This window comes from Synechococcus sp. A15-62 (assembly GCF_014280075.1).
Classification (GTDB): Bacteria; Cyanobacteriota; Cyanobacteriia; order PCC-6307; family Cyanobiaceae; genus Parasynechococcus.
In genome coordinates this window covers 1,104,240-1,126,097 of sequence record NZ_CP047950.1, presented here as the reverse complement: position 1 = coordinate 1,126,097, position 21,858 = coordinate 1,104,240, and the positions used below count along the sequence as shown (strand labels likewise).

Sequence of the window (21,858 nt, the reverse complement as noted above, 5' to 3'; positions counted from 1 at the left end):
TTGAGGAGCAGCAACGGCACAATGCTGGGACATCACCGCCTGTTGTGTTCCCTTGCCGGCTGTTCCGCTCCACTGGTCCTGGTCCCTTCCGGCCGTGGTGGAACCATCGCCGTTGCGCGGGCTTGATTTGCCGCTGGCGCTGCGCTGTGTGCTGCGGCGCCGCGGATTCAGCTCCACATCCGAAGCCGAGAGCTTTCTCTCCCCTGGTGATCTGCCATCCACCCGCGATCATTTCCCCGATCTTGAGCAGGCCTGTGCTCGTCTGGTAGCGGCCTGTCGCTCCCGTGAACGTGTCGCCATCTGTGGTGATTACGACGCCGATGGGATGACGAGCACAGCGCTGCTGTTGCGGGCATTGGCCCCGCTGGGTGCAGAGCCGGAACCCGCCATTCCGTCGCGGATGGAAGAGGGATATGGCCTCAATCCCGCCATGGTGCAGCGGCTCTACGACGATGGAGTGCGGCTCCTGGTCACCGTTGATAACGGAGTTGCTGCGAGGGAAGCGCTTGAACTTGCCGCAAGTTTGACCATGCAGGTGATCGTGACCGATCACCACACCATCCCGATGGAGCGGCCGCCGATGACCGCACTGATTCACCCGGCCACCACGCCGGAGGGCTCGCCCTACCGCGGTCTGGCCGGTGTCGGGCTCGCCTATGTGGTGGCCCATGCCGTTGCCGAGGCGCTGAAAAAACCAGAAGCCATCCGTGTTGCACTGGATCTTTTCTGCATCGGCACGGTGGCCGATATGGCACCACTGGTGGGGGCCAACCGCAGTTGGTTGCTCGAGGGGCTCAACCAGCTGCACCGCTCCGAGTGCAAGGGCTTGCAAGCACTTCAGCGCCTGGCCGGATTGGGTGAACGGCCGCTGACGGCCGAGGACATCGGGTTTCAGCTTGCACCACGCATCAATGCCGTCGGTCGCCTCGGCGAACCGAGGCTTGTGGTGGATCTGCTCACAGCTGAGGATCCTGATTCAGCGATGGCCCTGGCAAGACGTTGTGATGATTACAACCGTCAGCGGAGGGATCTCTGCGACGCGATCGAAGCGGAGGCCGTGGCTCTGGTGGAAGCGGAGAGCGATGAAGCACTTCCGTCCTTTCTGCTCCTGGCACAAAGTCACTGGCACCACGGGGTGATCGGCATTGTTGCTGCTCGGCTGATGGAGCGTTACCACCGTCCCACCGCTCTTCTGGCCGGTGAGGGGGATGGAAGCCTGCGGGCTTCGGTGCGGGGACCGATCGGCTTCGCTGTGGATCGCGCTCTCTCCAGTTGCAGTGATTTGCTGACCCGTTTTGGCGGCCATCCCGCTGCAGGGGGGTTCACAGTGAGAGCGGAGCTTGTGCATGCCCTGCATGAGCGTCTCTGTGCCGAGGCCGACAGCTGGCTGATGACCCAGGCCCAGGGGCGTCCCGTGCAACCCGACGCTCTGCTGCAGTTGAAGGATGTGAACTGGGATCTGTGGCGCCACCTGCAATCCCTGGCACCCTTCGGGATCGGTCATCCCAAACCTCTGTTCTGGTCGAGGGGGGTGAGCGTTGGGGATCGGCGAGACCTCAAGGGAGGGCATCTGGCGCTGACGCTGCGCCAAGGGGAGAGTGAGCGTCGCGCCATCGCCTGGCGATGGGATTCATCTGCAGCTGTTCCCGAATGCTGTGACGTGGCCTACAGCATTTCGATCAACCGCTGGCAGGGAGAACAGCGACTCCAACTGGAGCTCAAAGCCATCCGCGCCCACTCCGAGTTGGTCTTGATCGACCGAGGCACACGCCAGTACACCGCCCGGTGGACGCAAAGCTCAGGGCTGACGCTTACCAATGGCGATGGTGAGACCCTGCAGGCGAGCATCAAACAAGAAGAATCCCTCACCAGTGACAACGACCTGGCAAGGGATCAGCGGGTGATTCAGTTGCTGGAGGAAGCCTGTTTGGGCTTAGGACTTCGTCCCTGAAACGGGGCGATCAGAGCGCGCCGCGACGGTAGAAGAGGATGAAGATGACAGCAGGACCAGCAATGGTGATCATCGCCAGGGCGGCAAAGTTGGCGATCAGGTGAATGTCAAAGCCCATGGCGTTGCAGCGCTGTCCGAAATCGTTACGCCTCCCAGGCTACGGGGCTCTGTCCCGAGAGCGACGGATTTGTTCTGATCTCTGTGATGGCTTGTCACAGCCTCAGTCATGAGTCGTGACACGCCGCAATGGACCTGCATCAAACACTGCGGAGCCTGTTGCCGACTGGCTCCGGAGGAACGGGCTGATGCCCTAGAGGCCTTGAGCGAAGAGCAACAACGGACCTATCTGGCCATGGTTGGACCCGACGGATGGTGCATTCACTACGACACGGGCAGTCAGCGCTGCAGGATCTATGACGAGCGTCCTGACTTCTGTCGTGTCAGTGGGTTGGGCCGTCTTTTTGACGTTCCCGACGATCAGTTCGACGCCTTCGCCATCGCTTGTTGCCATCAGCAGATTCGCAGCACCTACGGCGGTCGCAGTGGGGTGATGCGTAGGTTCAATCGCGCTCAGAACGCGGGAGGTTCTGTTGACAAGTGAGCAAACCAGCCCCGAGTCGCGCAGCTTTGCTGCAGTGCTTTTCAGCACGTTCACCACTGTTTTTGTGGCTGAACTTGGCGACAAAACACAGTTGGCGACGCTGTTGCTCTCTGCCCAGTCCGGCTCACCTGTTCTGGTGTTCATCGGTGCCGCACTGGCGTTGATTGCTTCCAGCCTTGTGGGCGTTCTCGTTGGTCAATGGTTGGCCAAAACCCTGCCACCTGAGCGTCTTGAACTGATGGCCGGAGTGCTGATGGTGGCGCTTGGCATCTGGCTGGGTCTCCAGGCTACCCGTTCCCTTTGGCTCAATGCCGCGAGCTGACGATGGATTTTCCGCTCCTGATTTCCACCTTCCTCACCGTGTTTCTGGCTGAACTCGGTGACAAGACCCAACTCGCCACAGTGGCGATCAGTGGGACGTCCAATCGCCCCCTGGCCGTGTTCCTCGGTTCATCATCCGCTTTGGTTCTTGCCAGTTTGCTGGGGGCCTTTGCCGGTGGTTCCGTCGCGACAGTCATTCCCAGCGACCTGCTGCAGCTGTTGGCCTCTTTGGGTTTTCTCGTGATCGGTGGCCGCTTGCTGGTTCCTCTCTTCCGTGATGCGGAACCCACCACAGAGCGGGATCAAACTCCTGAGTCTTAAGGTGGGTTTTGAAGGGCTGACTCCGCACGGCCTGCTGAACAGCGTCGGCCACCCCTTCCGTCTCTCCCGGCCCTGATGGTCGGTTTCTGCGTACGCCACGATGAAATTTACGGTTGCCGATCTGCTGGATCAGCTCTCGACAGAGCATCCCTCTGAGCCAGACCAACTGGCCAAGATCCTCAAGCTCAGCAACAAGACGGACAAAGCGGCGCTTGAACTTGCGGTTTCATCACTGATGAAAATCGGTGTGATCGAGCAGACGAGTGAGGGTGGACTTACACGGCCCCCAGAGAGTGATCTGATTGATGCTCGCCTGCGCTGCAGCAGCAAAGGCTTCTGCTTTGCCATTCGCGATGACGGCGGTGAGGACATTTACATCCGTGACCATCAGCTGAACCACGCCTGGAACGGTGATCGAGTGCTGGTGCGGGTGACGCGGGAGGGCGGCCGCCGCCGTTCTCCAGAAGGTGGCGTTCAATGCATCCTGGAACGGGCCACGCAATCGCTCCTGGCGCAGGTGGAGCAGCAGACTGAACAGCTGCTGGCCTCACCTTTGGATGACCGGGTGCTTGCTGGCATTGAATTGCCAGCAGAGGATGCGAAGCACCTGCCCGGCGATGAGGTCTCCAGCGTTGTTGAGGTACGGATCGACCGCTATCCCGTGGCTCAGCATGCTGCGGCCGGCCATGTTGTTCGATCTCTCCCGCTCAATGGCGGACCGGTGGCAGATCGAGACCTGCTGCTGACCAAGACTGGGCTTCAGGACCGACCTGCAGCACCCCGAAGCTCTGGCAAAACACCTGCGGCCAAGGGTCGGGTTGATCTCACCGACCAGCCTTCGCTGCTTCTCAAAGGATGGAGTCAGCAGGACGCGCCGGGGTTGCCTGCCGTGCACGTTGAACCCAAGGACGGCGGATGTCGCCTCTGGGTCCATGCACCCAGCGTGGGCGAGCGGATCGGGATAGGCAACAGCCTTGATGCATGCCTGCGTGATCGCGGCGAAGCGCTTTGCCTCGGTGAGGTCTGGCAACCCCTGCTGACTCCATCCCTTAATAAGGTCACCAGCTTCTCAGCCGGTTCCGAGGCTGACGCCATCAGCGTTCGGATCGATATTGCAGCCAACGGTGAGGCGACCGATTGGGAGTTCATGCTGAGTTCGGTGCGCCCCGTCGCCGACGTGAGCGCCGATCAGTTGACCGCCCTTGCGGAACGCAAACCCAAGGCACGCAGCATTCCTGTGGCTCTCAAACCGATCAAAGACCAGCTCGGTCAGCTAGAGACCCTGCGGTTCTGCAACACCCTGCTGTTGGAGCATGAGAGCAGCAGCGGAGTTGTACAACTCGATCTCTGCCCTCCACAGCTGGAAGCCCTTGGTGACCTGCGCAGCGCAGATCCATCCGGTTTGCGGCATCGCTGGGTTGATGCGTTCAACCCGGTGGACCCCCATGCGTTCCTTCAGCCTCTGTTGAGGGCTGCCGACCGTGCATGGACCGCACAACGACTCGATCTCCAATTGCCTGGAATCACCATCGAGGCGGATGAACCCGATGGCAGCGTGCTGACCGATGTGGCGAAGACGGCCATTGCCTTAGATCTTCCACTGGAACTGGATGACGACGGTTGCCCATCAGCTTCGGAACTGATTCAGGTGTTCAAGGACAGCAGTCAACGCCGCGTGCTTGAACAGCAGCTCAGTCATGCTCTGCCACCGCTCAGCCTTGTGGCATCCACAGACGCCACCTCAGCGGCAGCAGATCCCGATGGGGAAGATGCTGCTCCAATCCGCCCGAACACTTCACTGACCCCCTGGACCTGTGCAACTCAGCACTACGCCCACCTGGTGAACCAACAGGTGATCGTTGCGCTGCTCACCGATGCAAAGGATCGTCCAACCGTGCGTCACAAGACGCGTCTGAAGCTTGGGCTCAAGGGTGCCGGTGCTGATCTCACATGGCCCCTGTTCACGGCATCACAGGACGAGAAGCTGAACGGATTGGTGAGTGAGCGCACGGTGCAACGGCTCAACACCCGTCGGCGCCAGGTGTTGGAACTGGAGAAGGATCTGCTGTCGATGATCCAGGCCCGTTCAGCCCAGCCCCTGATCGGCGAACAAGTGGAGGGGCGCATCAGCGGTGTGCAGAGCTATGGCTTTTTCGTGGAAGTCGGGGAGAGTCGCGTTGAGGGGCTCGTTCATGTGAGCTCCCTCAACGATGACTGGTACGAGTACAGATCACGCCAGAATCGCCTGGTCGGTCGCAAGAACCGTCAGACCTATCAACTCGGTGATGCCGTTCAGGTGCGCGTGATCAATGTGGATGTTCTGCGCAATCAGATCGACCTTGAGGTCATCAGCCAGGGATCCGATGCCTCCAGCGAGCCTGAATCATCGGAGCCGCTGCCTGTTGCCCTCAGCGAGCGCTGAGTGATGCATCCCTACGTTCTTGCGGTCACCGGTGCATCCGCCCAACCCCTGGCCGAGCGTGCCCTCCAGCTGCTCTTGCAGCGCGGGCGCGCTGTTCATCTCGTGCTCAGCCATGGCGCCCATGAGGTGTTTCGTGCGGAACAGGGGCTATCGATCCCCGTGGATCCTCTGAAGCAACGCGAGTTCTGGAGGGAGAGGCTTGGGGTCGAGAGCGGCGAACTCACCTGCCATCGCTGGAATGATCAAGCCGCCTGCATCGCCAGTGGTAGTTACCGAACCCGGGCGATGGTCATCGTTCCCTGCAGCATGGGAACCGTCGGTCGGATCCATGCCGGCATTGCCGCTGATCTGATCGAACGCTGCGCGGATGTGCACCTCAAGGAGCGTCGTCCCCTGGTGATTGCGCCCCGGGAGATGCCCTTCAACCTGATTCACCTCCGCAATCTCACCGGCCTCGCTGAAGCTGGAGCCACCATTGCCGCTCCCATTCCGGCCTGGTACACCAGGCCCGATTCCTTGGAGGAGATGGTGGACTTTCTGGTGGTGCGACTGTTCGATGGCTTGGAGGACGAACTCGCACCCCTGAACCGCTGGAACGGCCCCCTGGAATGAGCATGTTTCAGCGGCTGATGCTCATTCCCTGCCTGGCACCACTGCTGGTGCTGCTGGTGCTGTCGGCCAGCAACGTTGGCGAGAAAACCAGAATTCGTCTGCTGGTGTGGACAACACCTCCGCTCCCCGTTGGGGCATGGACAGCGCTTGCTGGCGTGGGTGGTGCAGCCGGAGCCGCCGTCGCAGCGGTTTTGGTCTCGCCTGCTGAACGTCCCCTGCGTCGCCAAAGACGTTCTCACCTTCAACCGGAATTTGATGAGAGAGATAACCCTGCCAACGAACCGGCACCCAGATCCAGTGCAAACCCAGGTCCAGAAAGAGATGTGAGGGAACCGGCTCCAACGGTCTCTGTGGCTTACCGCGTGATTCAACGCCCTTCATCAGTCCCCCCGCCGTCAGACGCTTCATCAGGCGCTTCAGCTGTGGGCTCTCCTGCACAGGAGATCAGTGATTGGGGAGATGATCCGGAGGCGAACTGGTAAGCAACGCACCAAGCTGCTTACAGTTGCCCCAGCAATGCTGGATCGGTGAGCGAAACCCCAGTCGAGAAGCAGTCTTCAGGTCAAGAGGCCCCTGCCAAACCAGCGCCGAAAGCCAAGCCGCCCAAGCCGGAGGACAAGCCCTTCCCTGAATTCATCGACACACTGTTTCTGCCGGCTGTCGCCAAACAGCTCGCCGAACACAACATCACAGCTGATCGGCTCGAGCGCGTCGAGGGGCAGCGTCCCGTCGTCGGCGGTGAATGTCCGATGGTGGTCGGTGAACTTCCTGGGGGCCGCCGCTTCTGGGTTTGTTTCTCCAAGGCCGACATCAACAGCTCCAAGGTGATTGCCCTGGCTGATGCAGGCAGTGAGCCGACGCTGCTGGAGAGCTTTCTGATCGATGAGAAGCGGATGTCTTTGCCTCTTCTCGTCTCCCGCCTGTTGCAACGTCTCAACGGCCAAAAGTGGCTGGGAGGTAACTAACCGCCCGCATTGGCCTCAGGGGTCGGGCTGACACGCCTACATTGGCAGGATCGTGAAACGCAACTGATGGTCCCTCCCACCGCCGTGGCCGAAGGCAGCGCTGTAGCCATCAAGGATCCTGTCAAGGACACAATCCTGACCCCTCGCTTCTACACCACGGATTTCGAAGCGATGGCGGCGATGGATCTTCGGCCCAATGAGGCTGAACTGGAAGCCATCTGTGAGGAGTTCCGGAAGGATTACAACCGCCACCACTTCGTTCGTAACGAGGAGTTTGAGGGTGCTGCCGACAAGCTGGATCCTGAAACCCGCAAGGTGTTCATCGAATTCCTTGAGCAGAGCTGCACATCGGAATTTTCAGGATTCTTGCTCTACAAAGAGCTGAGCCGCCGGATCAAGGCCAAAAACCCTCTTCTGGCCGAGTGCTTTGCTCACATGGCTCGTGACGAAGCTCGCCACGCTGGCTTCCTCAACAAGTCGATGAGTGATTTCGGCATGCAGCTGGATCTCGGCTTCCTGACAGCCAACAAGGACTACACCTTCTTCAAGCCGAAATTCATCTTCTACGCCACCTACCTGTCTGAAAAGATCGGCTACTGGCGTTACATCGCCATTTATCGCCACCTCGAAAAGAACCCTGACAGCAAGATCTTCCCGATCTTCAACTTCTTCGAGAACTGGTGTCAGGACGAAAACCGTCATGGCGATTTCTTTGATGCCCTGATGAAGGCTCAACCGGATACGGTTCGTGGCCCGATCGCCAAACTCTGGTGCCGCTTCTTCCTGCTGGCGGTGTTCGCCACCATGTACGTGCGCGACGTAGCCCGCAAGGAGTTCTACGAGGCTCTCGGATTGGACGCTCGCACCTACGACAAGATGGTGATTGAGAAAACCAATGAGACGTCTGCGCGCGTTTTCCCTGTTGTTCTTGATGTCAACAACGACAAGTTCTGGACGCGCCTCGAACGCCTGGTTGCCAACAATGCCGCTCTGGACAAGGCTGATGCCAGCGATGCCATCGCTCCTGTGAAGTTGCTGCGGAAGCTGCCCTTCTGGATCGGTAACGGTGCCGAGATGGCCAAGCTGTTCCTGATGCCCGCGATCGACAGCGATCGTTTCCAGCCAGCTGTGCGCTGAGGGGACTCCCCCAGCCCAATCGAGGAGATTTCTTGACCAACGCCTTTTCGAATCAGTGGCAAGGACTCTTGGAGTCCTTGCTGCACCGTGGTAGCTCCGCAGGAGCCGACCTGGTGGAGGTGTTTCTCGAGCGCACCGACCACATCGGTTTGCTTGCTGAACAGGATCAGATCACTAGTGTCAACCCGTCCTTTGCCCGTGGCGCTGGCCTGAGGGTGTTTCGTGATGGCCGAGATGGCTTCGTCAGTACCAACGATCTGAGCGAAGCTGGCCTCAAGCGTGCCCTTGACCAGGCCATGGCCATGCTCGGTCTGGAGGCGCAACAGCTCACTTCCCCTTCAGCTTTTGAAGGGTTGAAGCAGCTGACCGACCACGGAGTGACAAAAGCCGACTGGCTGGAACGTTGTCCATCTCTCGATCAGGCGAGCCAGTGCCTGCTTCAGGGCACAGCCCATCTCAATCGTCTTGGTCAGCACCTTCAGGTGCGGCGGGGCAGTTACGCCCGTGACTGGCAGGAAGTGCTGGTGGCTGCATCCGATGGCACGTTCGCCCGCGACATTCGCCTGCATCAATCAACCGGTCTCTCCGTTCTCGCTGCCGACGGAGATCACCGATCCAGCATTGGCCGACGCTACGGAAGCTCCGATCGTCCGGACGATCTTCGGGACTGGGATTCCGAGGCCAGTGCAGCTGAAGTGTGCAACAGCGCTGGAACGATGTTGCGGGCCGACTACGTGGATGCAGGACAGATGCCGGCTGTTCTTGCCAACCGCTTCGGTGGCGTGATTTTCCACGAGGCCTGTGGCCATCTGCTCGAAACAACCCAGATTGAACGGGGCACCACTCCCTTCGCTGACCGCGTTGGTGAACTGATCGCTCACCCTGCTGTCACCGCCATCGATGAAGGGCTGAGTGGTGGCTCTTTCGGCTCCCTTTCGATGGATGACGAGGGAATGGCACCGGAGCGCACCGTTCTGATCAAAGACGGGGTGCTCCAACGGTTCATCAGTGATCGGGCCGGTGAACTGCGCACAGGCCACAAACGCACCGGAAGCGGCCGGCGTCAGAGCCATGCCTTCGCCGCAGCGAGCCGGATGCGCAACACCTTCATCGACGCGGGATCACATACTCCAGAGCAGTTGATTGAATCCGTCGACCAAGGCCTGTATTGCAAGGCCATGGGTGGGGGAAGTGTGGGCCCGACGGGTCAGTTCAATTTTTCCGTTGAAGAGGGGTATCTGATTGAAAACGGCAAACTCACCAAACCCGTGAAAGGCGCCACGTTGATCGGTGATGCCAAGGAGGTGATGCCTCGCATTTCCATGTGCGCCAACGATCTGGAACTGGCTGCCGGGTTTTGCGGATCCGTAAGTGGAAGTGTGTTCGTCACCGTGGGGCAACCCCACATCAAGGTTGATTCGATCACGGTTGGGGGCCGTTGATGATGAGCAGCAACAACAGCCTTAACGCCAAAGATCTCAGGGATCGCCTTCAGACCCTTGCTTCACGCGAAGGGATTCGTCGTTGGGACCTTGGTGCCGCATGCAGTGACGACTGCTCCGTTCAGGTGGATCGCGGTGAAGCCAAACAACTCAAGGCCTCACAGCGCAGCTCAATCACCGTCCGGGTTTGGAACAGCGATGGCCTGGTGGGCATCACCAGCACCACCGACCTCTCCGACAGCGGCTTGGAACAAGCTCTGGTTGGGGCGCATGCGGCCAGTCGTTTCGGCAATCCAGAGGAAATCCCTCAGTTCTCACCACTCTCGACAGCCCCACTCCCAGAGCTCGATCGACCGCTTCAACCACGCCAGGGAATCCTCCCACTTCTGGACACCCTGCGGGAAGCAGAAGCCGATCTGCTCGGACGTCACCCCGCAATCCAAACAGTCCCCTACAACGGACTGGCGGAATCCCTGTCTCAAAGCCTCTATCTCAACAGTGATGGGGCACTGCGCCAGATGGAGCGCACCCAAGCCAGCCTCTATCTCTACGCAAGGGCGGAAGAAACAGGTCGCAAGCCCCGCAGTGGCGGTGCAGTTCGTCTGGGCCTTGGCAGCAGCGAACTGGATGTTCAGGGCTGCATCAGCGAAGCGGTTGACCGCACCGTCAGCCATCTGGACTATCAACCGATCGAAACAGGGACCTATCGGGTCTGTTTCACCCCTGAGGCTTTTCTCTCTCTGCTCGGTGCTTTTAGCAGCATGTTCAATGCTCGTTCCGTGCTCGATGGGGTGAGCTTGAGCCAGCGGGATTCGATTGGATCCGATCTGGCGGTTCCCTTCTTCAATCTCCACGATGACGGCCTCCACCCGGGACACATCAGTGCGGCAGCCTTTGATGGCGAGGGAACACCAACCCGGCGCCTCTCATTGATTGAGGGCGGAACACTGCGGAATTTCCTTCACTCGGAAGCCACGGCCCGAGCCTTCGGTGTTCAACCCACCGGCCATGCTGGGCTTGGAGCCAAGGTTTCGGTGGGTCCAGACTGGTTCGTGGTTGGTTCCAACCCGCAGGTCAGCAGTGGCAACAGCCTCGACCACCGCACCGAGTCTGGCCCTTTCGTGCTGATTGAGGATCTATCAGCGCTTCATGCCGGAGTAAAGGCCACCCAAGGTTCCTTCTCCTTGCCCTTCGATGGTTGGTTGGTGAACAACGGAGAACGGATTTCGGTTGAAGCAGCAACGGTTGCCGGCGACATCCGCTCTGTTCTCAACGGCATCGCTCATCTGGAAACTGATTCAGAAGTTACCCACCGTGGGGTTTGCCCCCATGTTTGGGTGGATGGTCTCTCCATCACCGGCGAAGCCTGACGTTGAAGATTCTGTTCTGGGGAACACCGGCCTATGCGGTGCCGACCCTTGATGCATTGCATGGGGCAGGTCACACCGTCGTTGGAGTGGTGACGCAGCCCGATCGGCGGCGGGGTCGAGGCAAACAGCTGGTTCCATCACCGGTGAAGGCGAGAGCCGAGGAACTCGGTCTACCGGTGTTCACCCCTGAACGGATCCGGCGGGATGACGATTGCAAAGCCAAGCTTGCTGCCCTCGGTGCTGATGCTTCGGTGGTTGTGGCCTTTGGACAGATCCTGCCCAAGGATGTTTTGGAGCAGGCGCCTCTGGGCTGCTGGAACGGCCACGGATCACTTCTACCGCGTTGGCGCGGTGCTGGTCCCATCCAGTGGGCTCTGCTCGAAGGGGATCAGGAAACAGGTGTGGGGATCATGGCCATGGAAGAAGGGCTCGATACCGGCCCTGTGCTGCTCGAACAACGCACCTCGATCGAGCTCCTGGATACCTCCATCGCCTTGGCCGAACGGCTCAGTGCTCTCACTGCAGAGCTGATGGTGCAGGCCATGCCGCTGATTGAATCGACGGGTACGGGTCCAGAAGACGAGAGATTGGCCAGGCTCAACGTGCGGGTTCAGGCCGAAGGGTCGACCTATGCCCGCATGCTGGAGAAACAGGATTTCCAATTGGATTGGTCAGCCCCTGCCCTCAGCATTCATCGCAAGGTGATGGGGCTTCATCCCGGAGCGTTCACCCACTGGCAGGGCAAACGCCTGAAGGTGTTGCGCACGGAGCCGTTGATCGAGCGCCTGCAGGATCAACTCAGCGCTGAGGGGCGCACCCTCGTGGGCCAATGGCCCACCGGCGGGCATCGCCCAGGGACGATCCTTGCAGTGATCGAGGATCTGGGGCTTGTGGTGAGCAGTTCAGGTTGTCCCCTTCTGATCCGGGAGGCGCAGCTGGAAGGAAAAGCACGCAGCACAGCCCCCGTTCTGTTGCAGCAACTCAACGCCACTCCAGGAGATCGGTTGGGCGAGGGTTGATTCAGGATTCCGTGTACAACGAACGCGCTTGAGTCCAGACCAGATCGAGATCCAGTTCGGAGAGTTGTAGGGCTTCCGGGAACATTGTCGACAGCCATTGTCGGCGATTCATCAGGGCGTCGGCTTCAAAAAATGTTTGCTGTGAGGCCAGCACTCTGAACTTCAGAAATTCAAGCAGCCTTGCACGCAGGCGAATCGTGTCCACAAGTTTGATCCGTCTGCGTTGATCGCGGAGAGAAATGGTGCAGCCTGGATCAACCCCACTTAGATGTGGTGCAAGCAACTCCACTGTTGTTGGAGGTTGCCAATGACGTTCCTTGGTCTCTGGGTGGGGATAGTAGATCCAACCACTCACAACCTCGATTTCAGTGGTCTTGATCTCCACTCGCCAGAACGAAAATGTTTCAGGGGGGTGGAGTTCGGTCCATTGCACCTTTTCGAACAGGTGGTCTGGATTCGTGAGCGAAACCTCGAGCGGCGCAAAATCGAGATTCAGCGTGCCGAAATAACAGCTCGAGAGATCAAGCCCTAAGCCCTTGAACACAGGGAACTGCATTCGAATCGTTCCATCTGGGTATGGAGATTCCTTGCTTGTGCCGGAGGCCACTCCATGGCCAGCGCAGAGACGCCCTGTGAGCCATTCAGGGTTCATGGCTCAGCGAGGTTCACGGTGGCTGCAGCTGTCGCAGGGCCCTTCTGGCCATACGGCACAGCGGAGCAAAGGGCTGCGGGCATTGAAACGACAGTTCGGGTCGCCGATCACCCAGCCGTGTCGCCAGGGTGTTGCATCCGCAGGGCGAGCCTGGGGTTTCACCAACAAGGCCACCGAAGCCATCACATAGCGACCGTTGCGAAGCGCATAACGATGACGACGTTGGATCACAAGAAAAGACTGCTCTTCAACAACAAACCAACGCCCCGGTTGTGGTGGATCCTCAAGGTCAACACGATGGATCAAACGATCACCACTGATATGGCGCAATTCAACAAGCATGGCTTTCGTCCTGATCGAGATCGTTGCTGCGGATCGACATTCCCCAGGCAAACAGCATCAGCACCACCAACAGGGTGAGCCAGTCGGGTTGATTGAGGCTTGGGAGGACAACGTGAACTATCAAGCGCAGCGCCACAAAAGCAACAGCGAGAAATCCGGCTGTTTCCAGCCGTGGATACAGATCAAGCCAGCGGATGAACAGGGCGGATGTAAAACGCAGCGCCACGATGCCGATGAAGGCACCCGTACTGATCAACACAATCTGATCACTGATGGCCACGGCTGCGGCCACGCTATCGATGGAGAACGCCAGATCTGTGAAAGCCAGCAACAGAACCGTGTTCAGAAAGGGGCGGGACAGACCGCTGGATTCATTGCCCTCGATGGACTCCGCTTCTGCGACTGATCGATTGTTGAAGTGATCAACCACCAGCCAAACCAGATAAGCGGCCGCCAGGAGTTGTACCCAAGCGTTTTGCAACACCCACTGGGCCACAATGATCAAGGCAATCCGCAAGACCAGGGCAATGCCAATGCCCAGATTGAGGGCTAATTTTTCCTGCTCCGGTTGGCGGCTGCTGCGGGCGATGGCCGCAAGGGCCACGGCATTGTCAGCCGACAGGATCAGCTCCAGCAGCACCAGAACAGGCAGCAGTGCCAAGACCTCTCCCCATTGATCGGCACCTTCGAAGAAATCCGACAGTGAAGGAAGCGAAGTGATGTCCATCGCGGCAGCCTAGAAAGTGCAAGCGCTGTTCCATTGCGATGCAGATCCGGGCCGAGTTGTGTCACGTCGACACCCTGAGATGCATCGTGCGGGTTGAGGCCTGGCACGACGGTTCTCTGCAGGGCAGCGCCCTCGGTGAAGCCGCGACTGCTGAAGAAGCTGAGGAAAGGGCGTTGCAACGGTTGCACACGAGGCTCGATACCACTGGGCGACCAGAACACACACAGAGTTCGGCTCGCTCTGAATCCAAGTCGAATCAACAGGACCCACAACGGCAGACCGTCGAGCGACCCAGAAAGATTGATCAAAGCGAGCCCCCTTCAGCTCCAGAACCCCCTGTCATCCAACAACCTCCCGTCACAGCTGATGACAACGTCCCCTCCGAAACCCCAACGGATCCAGACGATTGGAGTGATGAGCTGACCGCCATCGATATGGAAATCAGACGTATCGGTTGGTCCCGGGAACAAGAGCAGGCCTATTTGACCCGAGCCTTCGGGCTTGGAAGCCGCCACAAGCTCACCCGCTATGCCGATCTCGTGGCCTATTTGCGTCAGCTGAAGTTGATTCAAGCCAACGACGATGCGTCCACAGCACCAGCGCCGATCCGACGTGGTGACCTGCTGCAGCAGGGAGACGTCATGTTGAAGCAGCTGGGCTGGAGCTCCGATCAAGCAAGGGCTTTCCTCCAACAGCAATTGGGGGCGACCAGTCGTCAGCAGCTGAGCGATGAACAACTGCTGCAGTTCAACATGCTGCTAGAGGAGCAAACACTGAGCCTTGCCAAATAAGTACGAACACTCAGGAATGGGCCCAAAGGATGGTTTACAACATTCTTGCGGCAGGGACTGATACGGCGTCCATGCCGATTGCGGCAGAGTGAATCGTCTACACACTCTGCGCAGACCGGTCATTTCCTCCGCGTCTTTCTGAAGGGGGAAATGGCCCCTATGGGGCAGTAGCGAGGTCAGGTCAGCCCAGAGGTGAAGGGTTGCAGAGCTCCTAACTCAGCTGCGGAAATTGAACTCCAGCTTGGTTTTGGGCTTTTGATACTTGATTACGTTCATCACCTGCAAACCGGTGTTTTCGGACTTCCTCTCTTCGGCAAGTGCTCTGAGGATCATTGAGCCTGAAGCCTGCCAGTCTTGATCATCTTCGATCAATTGCTTGGCTCGTGAGTAGTACTCAGCAGCTTTCGCCAGATGATGAGATTTTTGATTAGCTGCCTTTGAAGATATTGCCGTTGTGATGGACTTCGCTTCCGCTGCGATAATTGTACAGCATGCTTTTCCAATAGAAAGCTCACTTATATGTGCTCTCTAGCGGCGCGTTCTTTTGTAGAGAGCTTGATTCACGAGTGGAAAGGCATAGGGCATTTGGTTGATTTCATTCTTGATGGCTGCAAAGCAGGCAGCCGAGCCATCTGTGTAGCCATCTTCAAAAATGCTTGCTTTGGCCTGTTTCAGGGTTAATCCATCCCGCATTCCCGCTTCAAGATTGAATGCTGCCTCATAGCTTTGACAAGCACCAGCTTGCACTCGGGTAGCTTCACCACAAAGCAGCAGGGTCAAACCGGCAAGCCCAGCACAAGAACGCCTCAACAAAGTCTCGGAAAGCATTGAAGGAGATGGATTGGACTGCGGTTCGACTAGGACGGTGGTCTCGCGGCCTCAAGGAGGCTGATTTAAGAACGTTATTCGCCACAAGAGTGGCCTTCAAGGCTCAGCGTTTTGAATCTTTAACCTGCCAAATTCCTGAACTGTTTTCGCGATAGGTTCAGGCATGGGCGATCCCACTCTTGTTGTACGGCAACTGATCAGTGAACTTCGGGATGATATGTCCGAAGCAGGCCGTGAACTCAGGAATCGAAGCGCTTGGGATCTTCAATGCCCCGTCGTGATTATTGACGCCCGAACTGACCCCAACCGGGTTATTCGAACGTCCGTGCGTGGCATCACCGGTGCCATTGCCACCAGCAATGTGATCGATGATCCCTTAATGCGCTCTTTTTTGCAGCGCTTCCGTGAAGTTGGTGCTGATGAAGCGTTGGACGAATTCCTGCAGGGGGCTGAGGCGGAACGCTTCGCTGAACTCTGGGACACTTACAACGACGAAGCCCAACAGCAGGGTCTAGCGGTCTGGTCCCACAGTGACGCCGCAAAATTTGTGCTCAAGTCAAAAACCTGTTTTGCGGATGGGCAATTGGCCTGTGTTGCCATCACGTCCGGCGACCATCGTGATGCCCACGACGTGCTCACCTTTTCAGTGGATGCCTGCTGGTTGTCCTGAGGTCCTGTTCAGCCTCAAGCACATCCGATCAAGCACGAATGAGTTGGACAAGAACCACAAGCGCTGAAGCAGCCAGAGGCCAAAGCAACCAGCTCAATTGAGGGATGGTGAATGCGAGCACCAGCCCAATCACAAAGAAAATCAGAAAACGGCCGAGGGTCATGAAGGCACCAATACCGACGTATTGAAACGAAAACACCGCCTTAGGCCAGTTTTTCGCGCCTTGAGCTGGGAGCTGGTTCGGGGGTGAACAGGATGGGGATCGAGGAAGCAACCAGCACGCCGCCCACAGTCAGCAACACCAGCAGGGGAATGGGCCGGACCGGGGGCTGACGCTGCAACGGTGTCGCGCAGCTGGAGCAGAGCGGAATAACCCCCTTGGGTGGATGCAACACCAAGGCCGGGCCGCAACAGCAGGAAGGGCAGCGGTAGCGCGGCATCGACCGGTGAAACGCAGCTGCTGGCACCTTATTGCGAGGATCATGGATTGCCGAGGTCTGCTCCATGCCGCTCCGTTCCCTGGTGACCAAGTTGCAGGGAACTGCACTCACCGGTGAGCTTGATGAGCGCTCAAGCCGCGCCCAACGCTTGTTAATGCGCGGAGCAGGTCGGTGCAGCCGAGCTCTGGTGGCCAGCGCGCTGGCACAACGACGCGGCGCACCTCTGCTTGTTGTGGTGCCAACACTTGAGGAAGCGGGACGCTGGACGGCGCTGTTGGAATTGATGGGGTGGAGCCAGGCCAGCCTGTACCCCACCAGCGAAGGCTCTCCCTATGAACCCTTCGATCCCACAAGTGAGATCACCTGGGGGCAACTTCAGGTTCTGAGTGACCTGCTTGGAGACCCGGATGCTTCGAGCTGGGCGATCGTGGCCACGGAACGTTGTTTGCAGCCCCATCTCCCCCCACCGGACGTTCTGAAAACGAAGACGCGCATCTTGCGCAAAGGGGATCAAGTTGATTTGGAGGCATTGGGTGAGACGCTCGCTCAACTTGGCTACGAGCGGGTCACCACCATTGAGCAGGAGGGGAGTTGGAGCCGTCGCGGCGACATCGTCGACATCTTCCCTGTGAGCAGTGAGCTGCCTGTTCGACTCGAATTTTTCGGAGAGGAGCTCGACAAGCTGCGGGAATTCGATCCAGCCAGCCAACGCTCCCTGGACCCCGTCGATGCGCTCCGACTCACACCAACAGGATTTGGGCCTCTGATCGCGGACCAGCTCAGGGAGACGATGCCCGATGGACTGGAGCCATTGCTTGGTGCTGCGGGCACGGAGCAGCTTCTGAACGGGGGGACACCGGAGGGTATGCGCCGGCTGATGGGTCTCGCCTGGGGGCAACCCTCCTCGCTTCTCGACTACCTGCCGGACACCACAACGGTGGTGATCGATGAGCGACGCCAGGGCTTGGCACACGGACAACAGTGGCTCAGCCATGTGGAGGAACATCACCACGACATGGCTGCTGAGGCGGGCCTGGACGATGGAGATCGTGATCGGCTCTGGCCAGCGGTTCTGCACAGAGAGATTGAAGCCGCCTACGCCCTGACGGAGGTTTTCCATGGCTTTGACATGGCAGAACTGCTGGAAGTTGACCAGCACCCCAACAGCTTCGACCTCGCCAGCCGCCCTGTTGCGGCCTACCCCAACCAATTCGGAAAACTCGGGGAACTGATCAAGGGATTTCAAACTGAGCGCACGGCGGTTTGGTTGGTGTCTGCACAACCCAGCCGAGCTGTTGCTCTGCTGGAGGAGCACGACTGCATCAGTCGGTTTGTGCCGAACGCGGGAGACAGCAATGCCATTTCTCGTCTGATTGAGCAGAACACCCCCGTCGCGTTGAAGGTGAGGGGCACGGCCGAACTTGAGGGTTTGCAGCTTCCGGCCTGGCGGATTGCCCTGGTCACCGACCGTGAATTCTTTGGCCAGCAGAGCCTGAGCTCCAGTGGTTATGTGCGCCGTCGCCGCAAGGCCGCCAGCCGCACGGTTGATCCCAACAAGATGCGGCCGGGCGATTTCGTGGTGCATCGGAACCATGGCATCGGCCGCTTCAAAGCCATGGAAAAACTCGCGATCTCAGGCGACATCCGGGACTACCTCGTTGTGCAGTACGCCGATGGAATCCTTCGGGTTGCTGCCGATCAACTCGGCAGCCTGGGCCGTTATCGCGCCACGAGCGAAACACCTCCGCAGCTCAACCGCATGGGTGGTACGGCCTGGAACAAGGCCAAGGAGAGGGCCAAGAAGGCGGTTCGCAAGGTTGCCCTTGATCTGGTGAAGCTGTACGCGGAACGGCAACAGGCTGCTGGCTTTGCCTTCCCCACCGACGGCCCCTGGCAGGTGGAAATGGAGGAGTCGTTCCCCTATGACCCGACGCCAGATCAACTGAAGGCCACGGCCGACGTGAAACGGGACATGGAACGGCAGGAACCAATGGACCGTCTGGTGTGCGGGGACGTTGGCTTCGGCAAGACCGAAGTTGCGATCCGCGCGATCTTTAAAGCCATCACCGCTGGGAAGCAGGTGGCGATGCTGGCTCCTACAACCGTGTTGGCTCAGCAGCACTGGCGCACGCTCTCGGAACGCTTCGCGCCGTATCCGATCAAGGTGGCTCTGCTCAATCGGTTCCGAACAGCGTCGGAACGCAAATCCATTCTCGATGGCCTGAAGCAGGGAACCATCGACGCCGTGGTGGGAACCCACCAGTTGCTCAGCAAAGGAGCGTCATTCCAAGAGCTTGGTCTGTTGGTGGTGGATGAAGAACAGCGCTTCGGTGTGAACCAGAAGGAAAAGATCAAAGTGCTGCGGAAGGACGTGGACGTCCTCACCCTGTCGGCAACGCCGATTCCCAGAACGCTCTACATGAGCCTTTCGGGGGTGCGAGAGATGAGTCTGATCACCACACCACCGCCGCTGCGCCGTCCGATCAAGACGCACCTGGCTTCGTTGGATCCGGAGGCGGTGCGGAGCGCCATCCGCCAGGAACTGGATCGTGGGGGCCAGGTGTTCTACGTGGTTCCCCGGGTCGAGGGAATTGAGGAGGTGGCCGCAGGGCTACGGGAGATGCTGCCAGGCCTGAAGCTTTTGGTGGCTCACGGTCAGATGGCCGAGGGCGAGCTGGAGAACGCCATGGTGGCGTTCAACGCCGGCGAAGCCGACGTGATGCTGTGCACCACGATTGTGGAAAGCGGCCTGGACATCCCACGCGTCAACACGATCCTGATTGAGGACGCCCACCGTTTTGGCCTGGCCCAGCTGTACCAATTGCGGGGACGGGTCGGCCGCAGCGGGATTCAGGCCCACGCCTGGTTGTTCTATCCCGGCAACGCATCACTGAGCGACACCGCCCGTCAGCGGCTCCGCGCTATCCAGGAGTTCGCCCAATTGGGCAGTGGTTATCAGCTCGCCATGCGGGATATGGAGATCCGTGGGGTCGGCAATCTTCTCGGCGTGCAGCAAAGCGGCCAGATGGAAACCATCGGCTTTGACCTCTACATGGAAATGCTGCAGGAATCCCTGGCTGAAATTCAGGGTCAAGACATCCCCAGCGTTGAAGACACCCAGGTGGACATCCCCGTCACAGCCTTCGTGCCTGCGGACTGGATCACTGACCCCGATGAAAAGATCGCGGCCTACAGAGCTGCAGCCGACTGTCTCACCGCCGAGGCCCTGGTGGAGCTGGCTGCGGGATGGGCCGATCGCTACGGAGCGCTGCCCGCTGCCGTGGTGTCGCTTCTGCAGCTGATGGAACTCAAACTTCTGGCGAAGCGGTGCGGCTTTTCAAGGATCAAGCCGGAGAAGCCCAACATCGTGCTTGAAACTCCCATGGAGGAACCGGCGTTCCGTTTGCTGCGCCAGGGATTGCCCCAGCATCTGCATGGCCGTTTGGTGTATCAGGCCGGCAGCGGTATCCAGCACAAGGTGATGGCCCGCGGTCTCGGTGTTCTCCCCATGGAGAAGCAACTGGAACAACTGATGGAATGGCTGCGTCTGATGGCAGCCCAAATTCCCGACGCCGACGGCAAAACCGAGGCACAGCGGCAGGAGGAGCTTCGCGCCAAGAACGCAGAGGTGGTTCAGGTCTGAAGCCTGAACCCAATTCTGAGAAAAACGTTACCAACCACGCAATTCTTCGTTACATTGTTCTCAGCGAAATCCGTTGGACATGGGTGAATTCGTCGAGATCGGTGCTGGTGGCGTTTCTCTGGAACTGATCAGCGGCGTTTTCTGTGCCACGGCTCTCGGTGTGTACGTCCTCTTCCAACCCGGCGCCTCTGATGACGACGATTCCAACGGCGGCGGCGGCGGCGGATTGATGCAGCCGATTTCCTGAGTTACTGCAGCGCGTAGCTGAGGTTGGCTCGGCCAGGTTGATAGGTCATCCCTGCCTGACTTCTCTTCAATTGGTTCAATAGGGTCCCCTCAGCGGTCTTGTATTGACTGTCTTTCTGGGTTCCCAGGTCTTCAACCGAGAAATTCTTGATCTCTTTTTTCGACATCGCTGCTTCGATGTCCGGTTGGATTCCGTTCTTGTGAATATCAGTTCCCTTCGGGGTCAGATACTTGGCGATCGTGACCGTCAGACCGGATCCATCAGCCAATCCGCGAACGGCCTGGACAAGTCCCTTGCCGAAGGTCTTCTGTCCAACGAGTTGGGCACGGGAGTTGTCTTGGAGTGCCCCTGAAAGAATTTCGCTGGCACTGGCGGATCCCTGGTCAATCAACACCACCAGGGGTTTGTCGGTGATTGCACTGCCCGTGGCGCGCCTTACATCGCGAATGCCCTCGCGGGTTCGGGTGCTGACGATGGTGCCTTCATTAAGCCATTGGCGGGCGATGTCCACACTGGCCTCGAGCAGGCCGCCTGGATTGCTGCGCAGATCCAGCACATAGCCCTCAGCAGCCTGAGATTCCAGATCCTTGATGGCAGCACGCATTTCACGCGTGGCGTTGGCATTGAATTGCTTGAGACGGATGTAGCCCACCTTGCGGCCGTTGGGCGCCGTGTTGAGCATGGCCTTCACTGCATGGATCTCAATCCGGGCCCGTTTCAGCGGCACATTCAGCACCTGACCCTGGCGCCTGAGTCCCAGCACCACATCGGTGCCCTCCGGGCCACGAATCAACTTGACGGCGTCCTCGGTGGTCATGCCTTTGGTGGAGGCACCATCGATGGAAACGATCACATCCTTGGGCTGAACGCCCGCACGGGAAGCAGGGGTGCCCTCAATCGGGGAGACAACAATCAGCTCCTTCGTGTCTTTGTCGAGACTGAGCTGAATCCCCACGCCCATCAACTCACCGGAGGTGTCGATCTGCATCTCCTTGAACTCCTTCGGATCAAGGAAACGCGTGTAAGGGTCATCGAGGCTGGCCAGCATGCCCCGGATCGCCTCGTAGGACTCGGCGCTGCCTCCATAAGACTTGCTCAGCAGATTGCTCCGCAATTGGCGCCAGGTCGCTTCGTCGTAGGAGCCCGTCGAATCGAGGTAATCGCGATAAACGATCTGCCAGACCTGATCAATCACCTCCTTAGGGCTGTCGTGTATCGATCCCCCGGATGCCGATGGAAGGGAGAGGCCTGGTGAGCTGATGCCCATGGCGGTGACCACACCGCCGACGCCGAGCATCAACAGCAACGGAGTCGAACGAACCAAAGAACGCAGGCGCTGACTCCGAACCATGGCCCT

At 58.9% G+C, this 21,858-nt stretch carries 25 protein-coding genes; 16 read left to right on the top strand and 9 right to left on the bottom strand.

Annotation, left to right across the window (positions count from 1 at the left end; genetic code table 11):
* Nucleotides 1-52: 52 nt before the first annotated feature.
* Nucleotides 53-1,951 (top strand): single-stranded-DNA-specific exonuclease RecJ, encoded by a 1,899-nt coding sequence (gene recJ, locus SynA1562_RS06340; RefSeq protein ID WP_186495214.1) that lies wholly within the window; start codon nt 53-55, stop codon nt 1,949-1,951.
* 10 nt (nt 1,952-1,961) lie between these two features.
* Here recJ and psb30 read toward each other — a convergent pair whose 3' ends face one another.
* On the bottom strand, nt 1,962-2,069 hold the full coding sequence (gene psb30, locus SynA1562_RS06335) for a photosystem II reaction center protein Ycf12/Psb30 (RefSeq protein ID WP_025362280.1): 108 nt from the start codon (nt 2,067-2,069) through the stop codon (nt 1,962-1,964).
* 108 nt (nt 2,070-2,177) lie between these two features.
* Here psb30 and SynA1562_RS06330 point away from each other — a divergent pair, with 108 nt between their 5' ends.
* The 11 genes from SynA1562_RS06330 to fmt all read left to right on the top strand — a co-directional run bounded on the left by SynA1562_RS06330 (nt 2,178) and on the right by fmt (nt 12,161).
* Nucleotides 2,178-2,552 carry a YkgJ family cysteine cluster protein gene (locus tag SynA1562_RS06330; RefSeq protein ID WP_186495213.1) on the top strand — a complete coding sequence of 125 codons (375 nt, stop codon included), beginning with the start codon at nt 2,178-2,180 and terminating at the stop codon, nt 2,550-2,552.
* The gene (locus tag SynA1562_RS06325; RefSeq protein WP_186495212.1) at nt 2,542-2,874 is read left to right on the top strand and encodes a TMEM165/GDT1 family protein; all 333 of its coding nucleotides are present in this window, start codon (nt 2,542-2,544) and stop codon (nt 2,872-2,874) included. The genes SynA1562_RS06330 and SynA1562_RS06325 overlap by 11 nt, the downstream gene beginning before the upstream one ends.
* A gap of 2 nt (nt 2,875-2,876) precedes the next feature.
* Nucleotides 2,877-3,194 carry a TMEM165/GDT1 family protein gene (locus SynA1562_RS06320; protein WP_186495211.1) on the top strand — a complete coding sequence of 106 codons (318 nt, stop codon included), beginning with the start codon at nt 2,877-2,879 and terminating at the stop codon, nt 3,192-3,194.
* 100 nt (nt 3,195-3,294) lie between these two features.
* Complete coding sequence (locus tag SynA1562_RS06315) at nt 3,295-5,616, top strand: RNB domain-containing ribonuclease (RefSeq protein ID WP_186495210.1); 2,322 nt, start codon at nt 3,295-3,297, stop codon at nt 5,614-5,616.
* Between the two features lie 3 nt (nt 5,617-5,619).
* Nucleotides 5,620-6,228 carry a flavin prenyltransferase UbiX gene (locus SynA1562_RS06310; protein WP_186495209.1) on the top strand — a complete coding sequence of 203 codons (609 nt, stop codon included), beginning with the start codon at nt 5,620-5,622 and terminating at the stop codon, nt 6,226-6,228.
* Nucleotides 6,225-6,710 (top strand): hypothetical protein, encoded by a 486-nt coding sequence (locus SynA1562_RS06305; RefSeq protein WP_186495208.1) that lies wholly within the window; start codon nt 6,225-6,227, stop codon nt 6,708-6,710. The genes SynA1562_RS06310 and SynA1562_RS06305 overlap by 4 nt, the downstream gene beginning before the upstream one ends.
* Nucleotides 6,711-6,755: 45 nt before the next feature.
* Nucleotides 6,756-7,193 carry a DUF2996 domain-containing protein gene (locus SynA1562_RS06300; RefSeq protein ID WP_186495207.1) on the top strand — a complete coding sequence of 146 codons (438 nt, stop codon included), beginning with the start codon at nt 6,756-6,758 and terminating at the stop codon, nt 7,191-7,193.
* A gap of 66 nt (nt 7,194-7,259) precedes the next feature.
* Nucleotides 7,260-8,330, top strand: a complete 1,071-nt coding sequence (gene acsF, locus SynA1562_RS06295) for a magnesium-protoporphyrin IX monomethyl ester (oxidative) cyclase (RefSeq protein WP_186495206.1) — start codon at nt 7,260-7,262, stop codon at nt 8,328-8,330.
* Nucleotides 8,331-8,362: 32 nt separating this feature from the next.
* The gene (locus tag SynA1562_RS06290; protein WP_186495205.1) at nt 8,363-9,772 is read left to right on the top strand and encodes a TldD/PmbA family protein; all 1,410 of its coding nucleotides are present in this window, start codon (nt 8,363-8,365) and stop codon (nt 9,770-9,772) included.
* Nucleotides 9,772-11,142 (top strand): TldD/PmbA family protein, encoded by a 1,371-nt coding sequence (locus tag SynA1562_RS06285; RefSeq protein ID WP_186495204.1) that lies wholly within the window; start codon nt 9,772-9,774, stop codon nt 11,140-11,142. The genes SynA1562_RS06290 and SynA1562_RS06285 overlap by 1 nt, the downstream gene beginning before the upstream one ends.
* A gap of 2 nt (nt 11,143-11,144) precedes the next feature.
* Nucleotides 11,145-12,161: a methionyl-tRNA formyltransferase gene (gene fmt, locus SynA1562_RS06280; RefSeq protein ID WP_186495203.1), complete on the top strand. Its 1,017-nt coding sequence runs from the start codon at nt 11,145-11,147 to the stop codon at nt 12,159-12,161.
* A 1-nt stretch (nt 12,162) separates the two neighbouring features.
* On the opposite strand, the gene SynA1562_RS06275 is transcribed toward fmt, so the two are convergent.
* Genes SynA1562_RS06275 through SynA1562_RS06265 form a run of 3 tightly spaced genes read right to left on the bottom strand, consistent with a single transcriptional unit; the run spans nt 12,163 to nt 13,882 of the window.
* Nucleotides 12,163-12,813, bottom strand: coding sequence for a hypothetical protein (locus tag SynA1562_RS06275; RefSeq protein ID WP_186495202.1), 651 nt, complete (start codon nt 12,811-12,813; stop codon nt 12,163-12,165).
* 3 nt (nt 12,814-12,816) lie between these two features.
* The gene (locus SynA1562_RS06270; protein ID WP_186495201.1) at nt 12,817-13,155 is read right to left on the bottom strand and encodes a DUF6464 family protein; all 339 of its coding nucleotides are present in this window, start codon (nt 13,153-13,155) and stop codon (nt 12,817-12,819) included.
* Nucleotides 13,145-13,882, bottom strand: coding sequence for a DUF475 domain-containing protein (locus SynA1562_RS06265; protein WP_186495200.1), 738 nt, complete (start codon nt 13,880-13,882; stop codon nt 13,145-13,147). Before SynA1562_RS06265 ends, SynA1562_RS06270 begins: the two co-directional genes overlap by 11 nt.
* A gap of 38 nt (nt 13,883-13,920) precedes the next feature.
* On the opposite strand from SynA1562_RS06265, the gene SynA1562_RS06260 reads away from it, so the two are divergent.
* Nucleotides 13,921-14,673 carry a hypothetical protein gene (locus SynA1562_RS06260; RefSeq protein ID WP_186495199.1) on the top strand — a complete coding sequence of 251 codons (753 nt, stop codon included), beginning with the start codon at nt 13,921-13,923 and terminating at the stop codon, nt 14,671-14,673.
* A gap of 216 nt (nt 14,674-14,889) precedes the next feature.
* On the opposite strand, the gene SynA1562_RS06255 is transcribed toward SynA1562_RS06260, so the two are convergent.
* Both SynA1562_RS06255 and SynA1562_RS06250 read right to left on the bottom strand, forming a co-directional pair.
* Nucleotides 14,890-15,045, bottom strand: a complete 156-nt coding sequence (locus SynA1562_RS06255) for a hypothetical protein (protein ID WP_186495461.1) — start codon at nt 15,043-15,045, stop codon at nt 14,890-14,892.
* 156 nt (nt 15,046-15,201) lie between these two features.
* Entirely contained in the window at nt 15,202-15,453 is a 252-nt protein-coding gene (locus tag SynA1562_RS06250; protein ID WP_186495198.1) for a hypothetical protein, read from the bottom strand.
* Nucleotides 15,454-15,826: 373 nt separating this feature from the next.
* On the opposite strand from SynA1562_RS06250, the gene SynA1562_RS06245 reads away from it, so the two are divergent.
* Nucleotides 15,827-16,171, top strand: a complete 345-nt coding sequence (locus tag SynA1562_RS06245; RefSeq protein ID WP_255445768.1) for a hypothetical protein — start codon at nt 15,827-15,829, stop codon at nt 16,169-16,171.
* Between the two features lie 28 nt (nt 16,172-16,199).
* Here the strand turns inward: SynA1562_RS06245 and SynA1562_RS06240 are convergent, their stop codons facing one another.
* Both SynA1562_RS06240 and SynA1562_RS06235 read right to left on the bottom strand, forming a co-directional pair.
* Nucleotides 16,200-16,370 carry a hypothetical protein gene (locus tag SynA1562_RS06240; protein ID WP_186495460.1) on the bottom strand — a complete coding sequence of 57 codons (171 nt, stop codon included), beginning with the start codon at nt 16,368-16,370 and terminating at the stop codon, nt 16,200-16,202.
* 4 nt (nt 16,371-16,374) lie between these two features.
* Nucleotides 16,375-16,611, bottom strand: a complete 237-nt coding sequence (locus SynA1562_RS06235; protein WP_186495196.1) for a hypothetical protein — start codon at nt 16,609-16,611, stop codon at nt 16,375-16,377.
* A gap of 64 nt (nt 16,612-16,675) precedes the next feature.
* On the opposite strand from SynA1562_RS06235, the gene mfd reads away from it, so the two are divergent.
* Nucleotides 16,676-20,254 carry a transcription-repair coupling factor gene (gene mfd, locus SynA1562_RS06230; RefSeq protein WP_186495195.1) on the top strand — a complete coding sequence of 1,193 codons (3,579 nt, stop codon included), beginning with the start codon at nt 16,676-16,678 and terminating at the stop codon, nt 20,252-20,254.
* A gap of 79 nt (nt 20,255-20,333) precedes the next feature.
* A complete protein-coding gene (locus SynA1562_RS06225) occupies nt 20,334-20,501 on the top strand; it encodes a hypothetical protein (RefSeq protein ID WP_170950601.1) in 168 nt (55 codons plus the stop codon).
* A 1-nt stretch (nt 20,502) separates the two neighbouring features.
* Here the strand turns inward: SynA1562_RS06225 and SynA1562_RS06220 are convergent, their stop codons facing one another.
* A complete protein-coding gene (locus tag SynA1562_RS06220; RefSeq protein ID WP_186495194.1) occupies nt 20,503-21,852 on the bottom strand; it encodes a S41 family peptidase in 1,350 nt (449 codons plus the stop codon).
* Nucleotides 21,853-21,858 lie beyond the last annotated feature (6 nt).

Bases quoted from the DNA above. Each gene is read 5' to 3' on its own strand.
- SynA1562_RS06260 (WP_186495199.1), top strand. From the start codon at position 13,921: ATGCAGATCCGGGCCGAGTTGTGTCACGTCGACACCCTGAGATGCATC.
- SynA1562_RS06220 (WP_186495194.1), bottom strand. From the start codon at position 21,852: ATGGTTCGGAGTCAGCGCCTGCGTTCTTTGGTTCGTTCGACTCCGTTG.
- SynA1562_RS06285 (WP_186495204.1), top strand. From the start codon at position 9,772: ATGATGAGCAGCAACAACAGCCTTAACGCCAAAGATCTCAGGGATCGC.
- SynA1562_RS06330 (WP_186495213.1), top strand. From the start codon at position 2,178: ATGAGTCGTGACACGCCGCAATGGACCTGCATCAAACACTGCGGAGCC.
- SynA1562_RS06265 (WP_186495200.1), bottom strand. From the start codon at position 13,882: ATGGACATCACTTCGCTTCCTTCACTGTCGGATTTCTTCGAAGGTGCC.
- SynA1562_RS06310 (WP_186495209.1), top strand. From the start codon at position 5,620: ATGCATCCCTACGTTCTTGCGGTCACCGGTGCATCCGCCCAACCCCTG.
- acsF (WP_186495206.1), top strand. From the start codon at position 7,260: ATGGTCCCTCCCACCGCCGTGGCCGAAGGCAGCGCTGTAGCCATCAAG.
- mfd (WP_186495195.1), top strand. From the start codon at position 16,676: ATGCCGCTCCGTTCCCTGGTGACCAAGTTGCAGGGAACTGCACTCACC.
- SynA1562_RS06315 (WP_186495210.1), top strand. From the start codon at position 3,295: ATGAAATTTACGGTTGCCGATCTGCTGGATCAGCTCTCGACAGAGCAT.
- SynA1562_RS06305 (WP_186495208.1), top strand. From the start codon at position 6,225: ATGAGCATGTTTCAGCGGCTGATGCTCATTCCCTGCCTGGCACCACTG.
- SynA1562_RS06270 (WP_186495201.1), bottom strand. From the start codon at position 13,155: ATGCTTGTTGAATTGCGCCATATCAGTGGTGATCGTTTGATCCATCGT.
- SynA1562_RS06320 (WP_186495211.1), top strand. From the start codon at position 2,877: ATGGATTTTCCGCTCCTGATTTCCACCTTCCTCACCGTGTTTCTGGCT.
- psb30 (WP_025362280.1), bottom strand. From the start codon at position 2,069: ATGGGCTTTGACATTCACCTGATCGCCAACTTTGCCGCCCTGGCGATG.
- SynA1562_RS06225 (WP_170950601.1), top strand. From the start codon at position 20,334: ATGGGTGAATTCGTCGAGATCGGTGCTGGTGGCGTTTCTCTGGAACTG.
- SynA1562_RS06235 (WP_186495196.1), bottom strand. From the start codon at position 16,611: ATGCCGCGCTACCGCTGCCCTTCCTGCTGTTGCGGCCCGGCCTTGGTG.
- SynA1562_RS06275 (WP_186495202.1), bottom strand. From the start codon at position 12,813: ATGAACCCTGAATGGCTCACAGGGCGTCTCTGCGCTGGCCATGGAGTG.